Here is a 13118-nt window from a genome sequence, read left to right on the forward strand (position 1 = left end):
TAGAAATAAATAGAAACTTATGAGAAAAACTCAGATCACCATAGATGTAGAATTGGATGAAAACCACATCCCGGAAAACATCACCTGGAACGCTCAGGACGGAGGAATCGAAAAGGAAGAAACCAAGGCAACCATGATTTCTGTTTGGGACGATAAAGCGATGGAAGCTTTAAGAATCGACCTTTGGACAAAAGAAATGCCGGTTGACCAGATGAAAATGTTCATCCACCAGATTTTAGTTTCTCTGGGAAATACCTACCAGAGAGCGACTGGGGAAGAAGATGTAGCACAATGGATGGAGGAGATCGCTGAGGAATTTGCCATCAAGTCTGCAATAAAAATGTAAATAATAATAAAATGTAACAATTTACCAATGTAGCGATGTAACAATAATTGGTAAACTGGTAAATTGTTAGATTGGTAAATTATACAAATTATGAATTTCAATACAAAAGTTATCCACGGAGGGCAGCACCACGAATCTGCAACGGGTTCTGTGAACGTTCCTGTATTTTTAACATCTACATTCGCACAAAAAAGTCCGGGAGTACATTCCGGCTACGAATATTCAAGAGCGGCCAACCCTACAAGACAGGCTTTGGAAGACTCTTTGGCAAGCATAGAAAACGGAGCGAGAGGTTTGGCTTTCGGTTCGGGTCTGGCTGCGATCGATTGTGTTTTAAAGTTATTAAATCCTGGCGATGAGGTGGTTGCAGTAGATGATTTATATGGCGGAACGTATAGAATGTTTACCAGACTTTTCGAAAAATATCAGTTGAAATTTACGTTCGTGAATTTTGATGATGTTTCCAAAATCGCAAACGTGATCACCGATAAAACAAAATTGATCTGGATCGAAACTCCAACAAATCCGTTGATGAAACTGGTTGATATCAAGGCTGTTGTAGAAATTGCAAAAGGAAAAGATATTCTTGTTGCGGTAGACAACACTTTTGCGACGCCTTATCTTCAAAGACCGATCGATTTGGGAGCAGATATCGTAATGCACTCTGCAACAAAATATTTAGGAGGTCACTCCGATGTTATTGCGGGAGCTTTAGTGGCAAAAGATGCTGAATTGGGAGAAAAACTTCACTTCATTCAGTTTGCAAGTGGCGGAATTTTAGGGCCTCACGATTCTTATCTGGTATTGAGAGGGATTAAAACATTGGCATTAAGAGTTCAGAGACATTCGGAAAACGGAATGGCGGTAGCCAAATATCTTGAGTCTCATCCTGCAGTTGCTGAAGTTATTTATCCGGGATTAGAATCTCATCCGCAATACGAATTGGCAAAATCTCAGATGAAAGATTTCGGAGGAATGGTTTCTTTCACTTTCAAATCTGGGAAAAAAGACGATGCGATTAAATTTTTAGAAAAATTAAAAGTTTTCACTTTAGCAGAATCGCTTGGTGGAGTAGAATCGTTGGCGAATCATCCTGCATTGATGACTCACGCATCTATTCCTGCTGAAAAACGTGCAGAATTGGGCATTACCGATGATTTGGTTCGTTTGAGCGTGGGAATAGAAGATGCGGAAGACCTGATCGCAGATCTGGAAAGAGCTTTTTCTTAATTTAAAGAAATTTTATATCGCTTTGTCATTTTGAATACAGAGTGAAGGTCTGCGAACGTAGTTCAGAAGTGGAGTGAAGAATCTATTATAGAGTCTGCTTAAATTTTTTGAAGCTATTTCCCGCTTTCCACACTCGCTATTTTTTTGGTTTGGTTTCGGCCTCGTCGAAGACGAGGCCGAAACCAAACCAAAAAAATGAGCTCAAACAATTGCTCCAATCGGGGCTAAGGTTGAGGTCGTTATTTAAAAAGTTGAAATAACCACAAAATTTGTCATCCTGAAAGATCTAAACACGAATTTTTCCACTCTGTTTTCTAATGTGATGTCTAGACAAACTTTGAAAATAGATATTTAGCGGGAAATAAAAATTTTAAAAAAAACTATTCCTAACGTCAGAATGACAAAGCGTTGAACAATATTTAAAATAATTATAATGAGAAAAATTCAGATTTTAGTGTTATTAATTTTAAGTCAGATTGCATATTCTCAGGTAAAAAATACCGATGAATTGTACAAAACAGCTAAAAAATTAGACAGTTTGATATTCGATATCGGATTCAATAAGTGTGATCTTTCTCATTATGATTCCATTATCAGCGACGACCTGGAATTTTATCATGACAAAGGCGGAATTACCTCTGGAAAAGCAGCTTTCACAGCTTCCATTAAAAACAATATTTGTGGTGGACCCAATAAAGTAAAACGTGAATTGGTTCCAAATACAATGAAAGTTTATCCTCTGTACAATAAAAATGTTCTCTACGGATTTATTGAAGAAGGGGAACACGACTTTTTTGAATACTTTAATAACAAATGGAACAAAGGAGGTCATGCAAAATTTACCATTCTCTGGATTTTAGAGGGGAAAGACTGGAAAATGAAGCGTGTTTTAAGCTTTGACCATCAATAATAATTTGCTTTGTTAAAGTTTAAATCTTTGACAAAGTTTTATAATTTTAATAAAAATGACAAGAAAAGCCAATATTCAGGATGTACGACAATTGTCTGAATTGTTCGATCAATACAGAGTTTTTTACCATAAAGATTCTGATATTCCAGCCGCAGAAAATTTTTTAAAAGAAAGAATCGAAAAAGAAGATTCCGAAATTTTTGTAGCTGAAAATGATGGAAAATTGGTTGGCTTTGTTCAGTTATATCCGTTATTTTCCTCGACAAGAATGAAACGCTACTGGCTGTTGAATGATTTATATGTGAATGAAAACCACCGTGGAAAAGGCTATTCAAAACAATTGATTGAAGAAGCAAAAGAACTGGCAAAATCTACCGACGCCTGTGGAATTCTTCTCGAAACAGGAAAATCCAACGACATAGGAAACAAGTTATACCCAGCTTGCGGATTTGAAATTTACGATGAAGTGAATTTCTATGAATGGACAAATCAATAAATTAATGTAACAATGTATTAATTTAACAGTTTACCAATATTGTTACATTGCTAGACTGCTAAATTGTTAAATTTTAAAAACTATGACTGATTTTCAAAAATACGTTCAGAGATATTTAGACAATATTCCTTCCGAAAACTGGTTGGGAGAATTGAAAAACTCAGAAGAAAAAACAATCGCTCTCTATTCAAAACTCTCAGAAGAGCAATCACTATTTGCCTACGATGAAGGTAAATGGACGTTGAAAGAACTTCTTCTGCATCTCTCGGACACAGAAAGGGTTTTTCAATACAGGATTTTAGCTTTCGCAAGAGGCGACCAAAATGAATTGCCTGGTTTCGATGAAGAAATTTATGCTAAAAATTCTTTTGCAAACGAAAGAAGTCTGGAGTCATTATTGGAAGAGTACAAATTGGTCAGAAAATCATCCCAGATTTTACTGGAAACCATGAATTCTTCTGCCTTAAATAACATCGGAACCGCCAACGGAAACCAAATTTCCGCAGAAACAATCGGAAAACTGATTGTAGGACACAATTTCCACCATCTGAATATTATTGAAGAAAGATATTTGCCGAAGTTGTGATGCGCCAGTTAAAGAATAAATTAATTTTAATAAGCATAATAATTTTTATCGCTTCTCTTTTCTTTACTGCATTTAAAGTAATAGAACCAAAAGAAATTAAAGTTTTTAGCTCTGCAGAACTTTTATTATTAGGACCAATAAGCTTTGTAGGGGGAAGTGTTTTAGAATTTTTTATTTGGACGGCAAATTTTTGGCTTCTGATTTCAATTGTTTGTGTTTACAGTAAGAAATTTTTTATCTCAATTGTAACTGGAATAATTGCTCTCTCTATTTCAGGATCTTTTACATTTTGGAAAGAAGTTTTGGTTTCTGAAAGTGGAAGAATGGGAAAGATTTATAGTTTAGAGGCCGGCTACTTCTTATGGCTGGCTTCAATTTTATTTATAACTTTTTCTTCAATTTATTTGAAAATAAACAAAAAAATTAAAGCGAAAAATTTTACAAATATCAATAGGAACGGGCTTTAGCCCGTTTTTTTATTAACGTATTTCGATCGGCTTTAGCCAAAATTTAAAAACGAATTTTATACTTTTGACAAAACAACACAAATGTCTTTTATTAAAATTTATGTTCATATTGTATTTTCTACAATGAATAGAAACCCTTATTTGAATACAGTAGATTTAAGAATTAAAGTTTGGAAACATATCAAAGAAAATGCTACAGAAAAAGGCATTTTTTTAGATATGATAAATGGATATTCAGATCATTGCCATTGTTTAGTTTCTTTAGGCTCAAATCAAAATATTGAAAAAATTGTGCAGCTATTGAAAGGAGAATCTTCTCATTGGATTAATAAAAATCAATTGACTAAAGATACATTTTCCTGGCAGGACGAATATTTTGCAGTGTCAGTTTCGGAATCCATGTTGGAGTCTGTTAGAAATTATATTAAAAATCAGGAAAAACATCATAAAAGGAAGTCATTCACAGAAGAGTATCAGGAATTTATTGATAAATATAATTTTAAATAGGTTTTGGCTAAAGCCAAATTGATTTTACTATTTTCTTAAATGGGCTAAAGCCCATTCCTATTGATATAAGTTGTGTTTAATAATTCATTTTGATTTGTTCAAATGTTTGTAAATTTACGCTCAAATAAAATCCGGGTTAAAACCGTTGATTTTTATGATTAATTTTAAATTGGCTTTTGGCCAAAAGTTTACTAAATGGAAAAAATCATCAACATCCTAAAATCCGGCGGCACCATCCTATACCCAACAGACACGATTTGGGGAATCGGCTGTGACGCAACAAATATTGAGGCCGTCAACAAAATTTTTGACATCAAGAAGCGGGAAAAAAACAAATCCATGATCATTTTGGTGGAATCTGAAAAGAGACTGCAGGACTTGGTGGATGTTCCGGAAATGGCGTGGGAAATTATTGATCTGAGTGAAAAACCGGTAACCATCGTTTACGAAAACCCAAGAGGATTGCCGAAGGAATTGCTAGCCGAAGACGGAAGCATAGGAATTCGTTTGGTGAAAAATGATTTTTGTAAAAAATTAATCACAAAATTAAATAAACCTTTAGTGTCAACCTCCGCCAATTTCAGTGGAGATAAAAGTCCGTTGAAATTCTCGGATATTTCTCCGGAAATCATAGATCTGGTGGATTATGCCGTGGAAGAAGACAGGGAAAAAGTTTCAAAATATTCAGGATCTTCGGTGATAAAAATCTGGAGCGACAACAGAATAAAAGTTTTACGCGAATAAAAAACAAGATTTTAATTATCTTTGCAAAACCATTTAGCCATTAAGAAACCGGAAATTGAGTTTTTTTTAACTCAAAATCTGATTTCTTAATGGTTTTAAATTAGATATTGGTTAACGGTTAAAACAAGTATTTGTAAGTCTAATATCTAACATGTAATATCTAACATCTATTAAAAAATGTTCATCAATTTAAATCAAAATAAAAATCTTAAACTTTTCAAAATAATTTCTGAGGTCGCCGACAGGAACAACCAGTCTGTATATATCGTTGGAGGCTATGTTCGGGACTTATTGATGAAAAGAAAAGCATCCACGGATATTGATTTTGTGACTGAACAAAGTGGTATTGAACTTGCCCAAAGTGTTGCCAAAGAAATTGATCCAAAAATGAAAGTTTCCGTTTTCAAAACGTACGGAACAGCGATGATCAGATACAAAGATCTTGAACTGGAATTTGTAGGAGCCCGAAAAGAAAGCTACACGGAAAACAGCCGTAAACCGGAAGTGGAGGGTGGTACGATTGAAGATGATCAGAAAAGAAGGGATTTCACGATAAATGCGATGGCGATTTCTTTAAATAAAGATAATTTCGGAGAGCTTGTAGATCCTTTCAACGGAATTGGTGATCTTGAGAATGGAATTTTAAGAACACCTTTAGAACCGGCTCAAACCTATTCTGATGATCCGTTGAGAATGATGAGGGCGATTCGTTTTGCCTCAACATTGCAGTTTCAGATTGAGGAAAATTCACTGGAAGCGATCAAACAGGAAGCAGAGAGAATCAAAATTGTTTCCATGGAAAGAATTATGGTTGAATTTAATAAAATCATGCTTTCCCAAAAGCCTTCGTTAGGTTTAAAATTAATGGAACAGACAGGTTTAATGAAATTAATTATCCCTGAATTAATCGATCTAAAGGGTGTAGAAGAGGTGGAAGGGCAAACCCATAAAGACAATTTTTACCACACGCTTGAGGTGGTTGATAATATTTCTGAAAACACAGATAATCTTTGGCTGCGTTGGTCTGCATTGCTTCACGACATCGGAAAAGCTCCGACAAAAAAGTTTGTTGAAGGTACAGGCTGGACGTTTCACGGGCATGAATTTTTAGGGTCAAAAATGGTGAAAACATTGTTTCAGAGATTGAAATTACCGTTAGGGCCGGACATGAAATACGTGCAGAAAATGGTAAAACTTTCCTCACGTCCAATCGCTTTGATCACGGATGACGCTTCGGATTCTGCATTGAGAAGACTTTTATTTGACGCCGGAGAAAATCTTGAGGATTTGTTCACGCTTTGCAAAGCCGATATTACCACGAAAAATTCTAAGAAACAGGAAAAGTTTAAAAAGAATTTCGAATATGTGGCTGTTAAGATTAAAGAAGTGGAAGAAAAAGATCAGGTAAGAAATTTCCAGCCGCCAATTTCGGGAGAAGAGATCATGGAAATGTTCAACCTTAAACCCGGACGCGAAATCGGTATTTTAAAAGAAAAAGTAAAAGAAGCCATTTTGGAAGGCGAGATCGGAAATGACAGCGAGGAAGCAAGAAATTTTGTAATTGCAGAAGCCGGAAAATTGGGGTTAAGTTTAGCTTAAAAAACAGGTGACTTTTTCCATGTTTTTATAACAATTAGTATTAGCAATGTCATCCTGAGCGCGAAGCAGTCGAAGGATTTTTCAAATAATATAAAGCAATAGATTAAATTCTGTTGCTTTTTTTGTTTCAAGAATCTCAATTTCACTCAGTTAAGATTCTGCTATCATTTGCTGAACAGAGTGCCTTTGCGAACAAAAAATAAAAAAATAGATTCCATTATCATTGCGATCGTCGCGTTTAAACTTAATATTTCCTAATGGTAAAATAAAAACAGAAAACTTTGATTAAATAAAATCCGGGCGGTTTCAAAGAAACCGCCCGGAAAAAAACACAAATGATGAAAAAAAAATAAAAAATTTATTGTAATACCGAAGTATTAATTTCTTAGTTCCAGTAAAATGCGTTGGTACCTTTACCAGCCGTAAAAGACTTGATTAAAGATCCTGATGTAGAATATACACTGATTTTGCTGTCCTGCGTAAATCCATTCGCATCTGATGTGAAAATTTTGTCATTTACCACACTGAATCCGTATAGGTTTGAATAAGGATCAATGCTGTTAGCCACAGTGAATAATGGAGCAGAAGGAGCGGTTGTAGCCGTTACATCCATTGCATACACATTAAGTCCTGAAGTGAAATATATTTTATTTTTCTCAATTTCCAGATTGGTAGCATTGGCAATACCTGTCAGAGTATATGTTTTTGTAATGCTTCCCGTGTTGGAAATCTGATAGATATAAGAATCTGAAGTTCCTGCAGCAATTGCATAGATCATATCGTTGCTTTCAATCATCTTATTGATGTTTCCGCTCGGCAAAGTGATCGTAGATTGGATCTCGTTGTTGGAAGTCGTGATATAAGTAATTTTATTTCCGAAACCGTATGACGCATTTTGCACAAAAATATTGTTTCCGGCTTCTACAACTCTCTCAACATTATCTGTAAAAGTGATTTTTTTCACGAAAGACAGATCAGAAGATTTATAAATGCTTACAAATTTGTCACCCCCGTATTTATCGTTGGTTACGTAGATATTGTTGTTGGCAAAAGCCATATAACGTGGCGAATTAAGTTGAGAAGTGATTTCCCCTGTTCTCTTAAAGTTATAGCGGTTGACAACCTGTATTTTATTGGAGTTATTTAATAAAAGATAAGCATTTTCTCCGCTGTAAGTGATCGACTGCAAAACATCTCCAAGATTTGAGCCTCCATTATTGCTGGAGAAAATATTGTCTTGTTTAATGCTTAAATCCGAACTTACATACGTCACTTCAGCATTCGGCTTCCCGAAATTTCCTTCATTCGCAACCAGGAATCCGTTTCCGTAGTACATTTCTTCCGTTACATTATCATCATCACTACACGAAACATTGAAAAGTAATGCAGATGCAAATACAAGTGTCAAAAGTCTGTTTATTTTCATAATATTTTTTAGTTTAAAAATTAATTGTTGCATAAACACTGTAGTTTCTTTTCGGCATCGGATAATAGGAAACCGTTTGATAGACTGTGTTTGTAATATTATTTACTTTAAATCCTAAAGTATATTTTTTAAGAAGGGTAGCAGAAATGCCAGTATTCAAAACGAAATATGGATCTATCGCATCCGCTCTTTTTTCGTCTGTTGTCGTGTACGTAAGACCGTTGAAAAGCCCCTGAACATACACTCTCAGGAAATTATACTGATAATCGATATTCCCGAACGCTTTATGAATAGGAACATACACCATCTGCATTCCCGTGTCTTTATTGATCGATTTTGAATAGGTATACCCGGCGTTCAGCCTGAAACCGTGTTTTCCAAAGTTTTTATTAAAAGTAACCTGAGATTCCAGACCGTAAATTTCAGCTTTGTAAGTGTTGAATGCAGCCCAGTATCCGTAAGGTGTCGGAAGCCAGTTGATGTAGTTTTTGACATCCATGTAATACGGACTTAAAGTAATTTTAAAATCACCAAAACTGAATTCATGATCCATATCCAAATTGGTTGAAGTTTCCGGAAGCAGGTCAGGATTTCCTCCTTTTTCCCAATAAAGATCATTAAAGGAAGGGATTCTCAAGTTTCTGGAAACGCTCATTCCTATGTTATACCATTTCATGGCATTCCATTTTCCTGAAAAAGAGTATAGAAGGGGAGAGCTGATGTCTTCCACAAAATCTTTTTTCACTCCAGCTTCAAAACGAAGATCCTGAGTCGCAAAATATCTCACCAAACCGGCTACAGATCCCATGTTTCTGCTGATATCTCCTATTCCCGACTGATATCCTTCTCCTTTATTCACCTGAAATTCTCCGATCACATTGACATTGATTTTTGGGGTGATGAAATAATTAAAATCATTTTTAAAAATATAATTCTTTCCTTCCGCACCGCTTTCTTTAGGTTTGTCAATATCTCCGAAATACTGGAAATTATCTTCTGTATAAGCCGCTTTCAGACTGTTGGAAAGCTTGGATTTATGGATGTCCCAAGCCAATAAACTTCTTAAAGTCTGGGCTTTATATTTGGTTTTATTTCCGTTTTCTACAAAAATCGGGTAGTATTGTGAGCCGTCAAAAATTTGGTTTTGCCACGAAATTGTTTGATGGGGAGCAATTTTATAAGAAGCTCCTACATTCACCGAGGTATTGTAATATCTTCCGTTTCTGTTGATGTACTCCTTCTCCCGAACTTCATAATCGTTCTGGCTGATAAAATAATTTCCCGAAACTTTAAAACTGAATTTATCATTGCTAAATGAAGCCTTCGCAAAATTATTATAAGTGTCAAAAGAAGCGACTTCAGAATAGAGTGCAGCTCCAAAATCTTTGTTAAAATCAAGGTTATTATTCAGGTGAATGCTTCCTCCGATGGCCGAGCTTCCGTATTGCACGCTTCCTCCGCCGGCTTTTACCTCGAGCTGATCATATCCGAAAAGCGGAATATTATTCACATCTCCCTGTCCCAGAAAATTAGAATTGATATTAATTCCGTTCCACACAAAAGCAGTATGTCCCGCGCTTGTCCCTCTGAATGAAGGCGAAGAAACAGCTCCACGACCATTTTCTTTAATATAAACCTGGGATTGAAAACGTAAAAGTTCCGAAAGGTTGGTGGTATTTTTCTCGATGTCTTTTGGGGTAATGGTATTGACTTTATGAAAAAGTTTCACCTTATTCATTTGATTATCAAAGATGTAAACGGTATCTATCGTCTTCTCTTGTGCAAAAAGAAAACAACCGTAAGACGAAAAAAGCAGTACTAAAGATCTTTTTATATCCATTCTATTTTACTTTTCCTCCGAAAGCAATGTATTTAGTTATAATTTTGGCAGGTCTCCTGACTTTCGCTTTTCTACACCTTCCCGTTTTCACAGTGGTTTTTCGTAGAAATTTCAGTTGCGATTTACAGTTGCGGGGACAGTTTGGGATTTTCGCCCAATTCCCTTTTCATTCCAAATGATTGGAAACCAAAATTTTTGCAAAGATAAACTTATTCGTCAAAAATGCAAAAACGAGAAAAATATTAACAGAAAAGTTGAAATTCTTCGGTCATTTTGTACTCAGGATAATAAGAAGCTTTTTCCCGCTATCCACTATATCTTTTGGGTTACGGGCTCCTGAACTACGTTCGTAAACTTTCAGTTCATGCTCCGCCCGCAACCCAAAAGGATGCCGTTCCTATCGGGGCTAGGGTTGCAGTTATCCATTTCTTTATGTCATTGCAAGGAGGGAAATCAGCCTGTACTGAGCGAGCCTGTCGAAGTAAAGCAATCTCCAGAAAAATAGGAACTCCACACGAAGTTTGTCATCCTGAAAGGATCTCAACATAGTGTTAGAAAACATCTTAAAAAATTAGTGCTTAGATCCTTTCAGGATGACAAAGTTGATGTTACTGAAATAAAATTGTTTTATTTAAACTAAAAATTCCATCCTACAAAAACGTCGCATCAAAATAAAACGGCAGCAAATCCTTAATAGAATGCACTTTTACCACCTCTTCATTCATACTCGAAAAATAGAGATCGATATTTTCATTTTGCTTTGTTTCATACTCAATTAAGCTTTGTCTGCAGGCTCCACAAGGCGGAATCGGAGGGTTTTTCTCATGAAATTCTTTCGGGCCACCCACTACAAAAATCTTTTTAATTTTTACATTCGGAAAATTGGCGGCAACCCAGAATAATGTTGTTCTTTCTGCACAAAGCCCGGATGGAAAAGCTGCGTTTTCTTGGTTGTTTCCGGAGTAGATTTCTCCGTTTTCAAGCAAAATGGCACATCCTACCAAAAACTGTGAATAGGGAGCGTATGCATTTTCGCGGGCTTGTTTTGCTCTTTCGAACAATTTTCTTTCTATATCGTTCAGTTCACTGCTATTCTTAAAATATTCGTAACTGATTTGAGTTTCTTTTTTCATATATTGTGAATTAAAAAAAGGGGGATAAAATTACTCCTTTTTAATGAGGTGGACAATATTATCTTATTTTTCAAAAATTTAACTTAAAAATATTCTTCAAAAATGTTATACACGCCAGTCAAATTCAGAAATGTTGAGCTGAAAAACCGTTGGGTGATGTCTCCAATGTGTATGTATTCTTGTGAAAACGGTCTTGCCAATGACTTTCATTTTGTGCATTACGGAAGCAGGTCGCAGGGCGGAACGGGATTAATTATGGTAGAAGCAACAGGTATCGAACCTCGCGGAAGGATCACCAATCACTGCATGGGAATCTGGAACGACGAACAGGCGGAAAAGCTTCAGCGGATCGTAGAATTTGTCCATAAAAATTCAGAAAGCAAAATCGGAATTCAGTTGGCTCATTCCGGAAGAAAAGGCTCAACGTGGAATAATATCCAGATTCCTGTGGAAGAAGGATGGGAAACCGTTGCTCCAAGCCCGATACCTTATCATCCGACGGAAAGGATTCCTCATGTTTTAACGGTGGAGGAAATTAAAGAACAGGTTCAGAATTTTAAAAATGCAGCTAGAAGAGCTGTGAAAGCCGGATTTGAGGTGATTGAAATTCATGGTGCTCACGGATATCTGGTTCACCAGTTTTTATCACCGCTTTCCAACATCAGAACCGATGAATATGGCGGGAGTTTTGAAAACAGGATCCGTTTTTTACTGGAAATCGTTGATGCTGTGAATGAAGAATTAAACGAAAATGTGGCACTGTTTGTAAGAATTTCCGGAACAGAATACGCTGAAAGCGGCTGGGAAATTAGCGACAGCGTGGAATTGGCAAAAATCTTAAAAAATCATTCCGTTGATCTGGTGGATGTTTCCAGCGGTGGAAATATTCATGGGGTTAAAATTCCTCTTTTTGACGGCTATCAGGTTCCTCTTTCTTCTCAGGTAAGAAATGAAGCGGGAATAAAAACCGGGGCTGTAGGATTAATTAAAAAAATCTCACACGCGGAAGAAATTCTACAAAAAGGCGATGCAGATTTAATTTTTATCGCAAGGGAAATCCTGAGAAACCCATATATTGCCATCCAGGGATCGTTTGAGATGAAGGAAGATTGCTTTTTTCCCCATCAATATTTAAGAGCTAGAATTTCTACATAATTTTTATATATTTGAGAACCAAACAGAAAAAATGAAAATAGAAGACTTCATGCTCCCGTGTCCAAGCAAAAAATTCTTAGGAATCGAATGCTTCGGTTGCGGAACCCAGCGAGCTATTGTCATGGTTTTTGAAGGGAAATTTGGTGAAGCTTTTCACCTGTTTCCGGCGGTCTATACTTTGTTGCTGTTTTTTGCAACGGTTTTCCTGAGCTTTGTAGACAAGAAAAGGAATTATGGTAATGTCTTAGTCATTTTAGCGGCTGTGAATTCCGTAATTATGGTCGTGTCTTATTTTTATAAACATTTTTTTATTAACCATTAAAACAACAAATTAAAAATATAACTATGGATCAAAAATTGCCAAATGCACAGACCGTGCTTATTTTAGGAATCGTTTCAGTGGTAGGAAGCTGCTGTTGTACAGGTTTAATCGGTATTATCTGCGGACTTATCGGATTAAACAAATACAAAAGTGATAAGCTTCTGTATGATGCAAATCCTTCCCAATATTCAGATTTTGGAAATTTGAATACAGGAAGAATCTTATGTATTATAGGTCTTATTTTGGGTATTCTTCAGGTACTTTACTTCATCTATATCCTTGCAACGATCGGTTGGGACGGATATATGCAGCAAATGCAGGATCTTACCAAAATGGGAAGAGGATAAAAAATCAAGA

At 36.0% G+C, this 13118-nt stretch carries 16 protein-coding genes and 1 riboswitch; of the genes, 13 read left to right on the top strand and 3 right to left on the bottom strand.

Going from position 1 to position 13118, the window contains the following annotated elements; translation table 11 throughout:
• The first annotated feature begins 19 nt into the window (after positions 1-19).
• The 9 genes from gldC to BMX24_RS02070 all read left to right on the top strand — a co-directional run bounded on the left by gldC (position 20) and on the right by BMX24_RS02070 (position 6885).
• Positions 20-346 (top strand): gliding motility protein GldC, encoded by a 327-nt coding sequence (gene gldC, locus BMX24_RS02030; RefSeq protein ID WP_089790416.1) that lies wholly within the window; start codon positions 20-22, stop codon positions 344-346.
• Between the two features lie 90 nt (positions 347-436).
• Positions 437-1576, top strand: a complete 1140-nt coding sequence (locus BMX24_RS02035) for a cystathionine gamma-synthase (RefSeq protein WP_089790417.1) — start codon at positions 437-439, stop codon at positions 1574-1576.
• Between the two features lie 433 nt (positions 1577-2009).
• Complete coding sequence (locus tag BMX24_RS02040) at positions 2010-2486, top strand: nuclear transport factor 2 family protein (protein ID WP_089790418.1); 477 nt, start codon at positions 2010-2012, stop codon at positions 2484-2486.
• Between the two features lie 55 nt (positions 2487-2541).
• The gene (locus tag BMX24_RS02045; RefSeq protein ID WP_170835638.1) at positions 2542-2982 is read left to right on the top strand and encodes a GNAT family N-acetyltransferase; all 441 of its coding nucleotides are present in this window, start codon (positions 2542-2544) and stop codon (positions 2980-2982) included.
• An 82-nt stretch (positions 2983-3064) separates the two neighbouring features.
• Complete coding sequence (locus tag BMX24_RS02050; RefSeq protein ID WP_089790420.1) at positions 3065-3568, top strand: DinB family protein; 504 nt, start codon at positions 3065-3067, stop codon at positions 3566-3568.
• Positions 3568-4035, top strand: a complete 468-nt coding sequence (locus BMX24_RS02055) for a hypothetical protein (RefSeq protein ID WP_089790421.1) — start codon at positions 3568-3570, stop codon at positions 4033-4035. Before BMX24_RS02050 ends, BMX24_RS02055 begins: the two co-directional genes overlap by 1 nt.
• 81 nt (positions 4036-4116) lie before the next feature.
• Entirely contained in the window at positions 4117-4542 is a 426-nt protein-coding gene (gene tnpA / locus BMX24_RS02060; RefSeq protein WP_089790422.1) for an IS200/IS605 family transposase, read from the top strand.
• A gap of 195 nt (positions 4543-4737) precedes the next feature.
• Positions 4738-5286, top strand: a complete 549-nt coding sequence (locus tag BMX24_RS02065) for an L-threonylcarbamoyladenylate synthase (protein WP_089790423.1) — start codon at positions 4738-4740, stop codon at positions 5284-5286.
• Positions 5287-5463: 177 nt separating this feature from the next.
• On the top strand, positions 5464-6885 hold the full coding sequence (locus tag BMX24_RS02070) for a CCA tRNA nucleotidyltransferase (protein WP_089790424.1): 1422 nt from the start codon (positions 5464-5466) through the stop codon (positions 6883-6885).
• A gap of 385 nt (positions 6886-7270) precedes the next feature.
• Here BMX24_RS02070 and BMX24_RS02075 read toward each other — a convergent pair whose 3' ends face one another.
• Positions 7271-8311: a YncE family protein gene (locus tag BMX24_RS02075; RefSeq protein WP_089792688.1), complete on the bottom strand. Its 1041-nt coding sequence runs from the start codon at positions 8309-8311 to the stop codon at positions 7271-7273.
• Between the two features lie 13 nt (positions 8312-8324).
• Positions 8325-10151 (bottom strand): TonB-dependent receptor plug domain-containing protein, encoded by a 1827-nt coding sequence (locus BMX24_RS02080; RefSeq protein WP_089790425.1) that lies wholly within the window; start codon positions 10149-10151, stop codon positions 8325-8327.
• Between the two features lie 29 nt (positions 10152-10180).
• A riboswitch (cobalamin riboswitch) is annotated at positions 10181-10357 on the bottom strand.
• A gap of 115 nt (positions 10358-10472) precedes the next feature.
• Between BMX24_RS02080 and BMX24_RS20955 the strand changes: the two genes are divergently transcribed.
• Positions 10473-10700 carry a hypothetical protein gene (locus tag BMX24_RS20955; RefSeq protein WP_139176685.1) on the top strand — a complete coding sequence of 76 codons (228 nt, stop codon included), beginning with the start codon at positions 10473-10475 and terminating at the stop codon, positions 10698-10700.
• 101 nt (positions 10701-10801) lie between these two features.
• Here BMX24_RS20955 and BMX24_RS02085 read toward each other — a convergent pair whose 3' ends face one another.
• Complete coding sequence (locus BMX24_RS02085) at positions 10802-11284, bottom strand: cytidine deaminase (protein WP_089790426.1); 483 nt, start codon at positions 11282-11284, stop codon at positions 10802-10804.
• 102 nt (positions 11285-11386) lie between these two features.
• Between BMX24_RS02085 and BMX24_RS02090 the strand changes: the two genes are divergently transcribed.
• Genes BMX24_RS02090 through BMX24_RS02100 form a run of 3 tightly spaced genes read left to right on the top strand, consistent with a single transcriptional unit; the run spans position 11387 to position 13108 of the window.
• Positions 11387-12439: an NADH:flavin oxidoreductase/NADH oxidase gene (locus tag BMX24_RS02090; protein WP_089790427.1), complete on the top strand. Its 1053-nt coding sequence runs from the start codon at positions 11387-11389 to the stop codon at positions 12437-12439.
• A 31-nt stretch (positions 12440-12470) separates the two neighbouring features.
• On the top strand, positions 12471-12761 hold the full coding sequence (locus BMX24_RS02095; RefSeq protein ID WP_089790428.1) for a DUF2752 domain-containing protein: 291 nt from the start codon (positions 12471-12473) through the stop codon (positions 12759-12761).
• Between the two features lie 23 nt (positions 12762-12784).
• A complete protein-coding gene (locus BMX24_RS02100) occupies positions 12785-13108 on the top strand; it encodes a CCC motif membrane protein (protein WP_089790429.1) in 324 nt (107 codons plus the stop codon).
• Positions 13109-13118: the final 10 nt, after the last annotated feature.

It is taken from the genome of Chryseobacterium wanjuense (assembly GCF_900111495.1).
Classification (GTDB): Bacteria; Bacteroidota; Bacteroidia; order Flavobacteriales; family Weeksellaceae; genus Chryseobacterium; species Chryseobacterium wanjuense.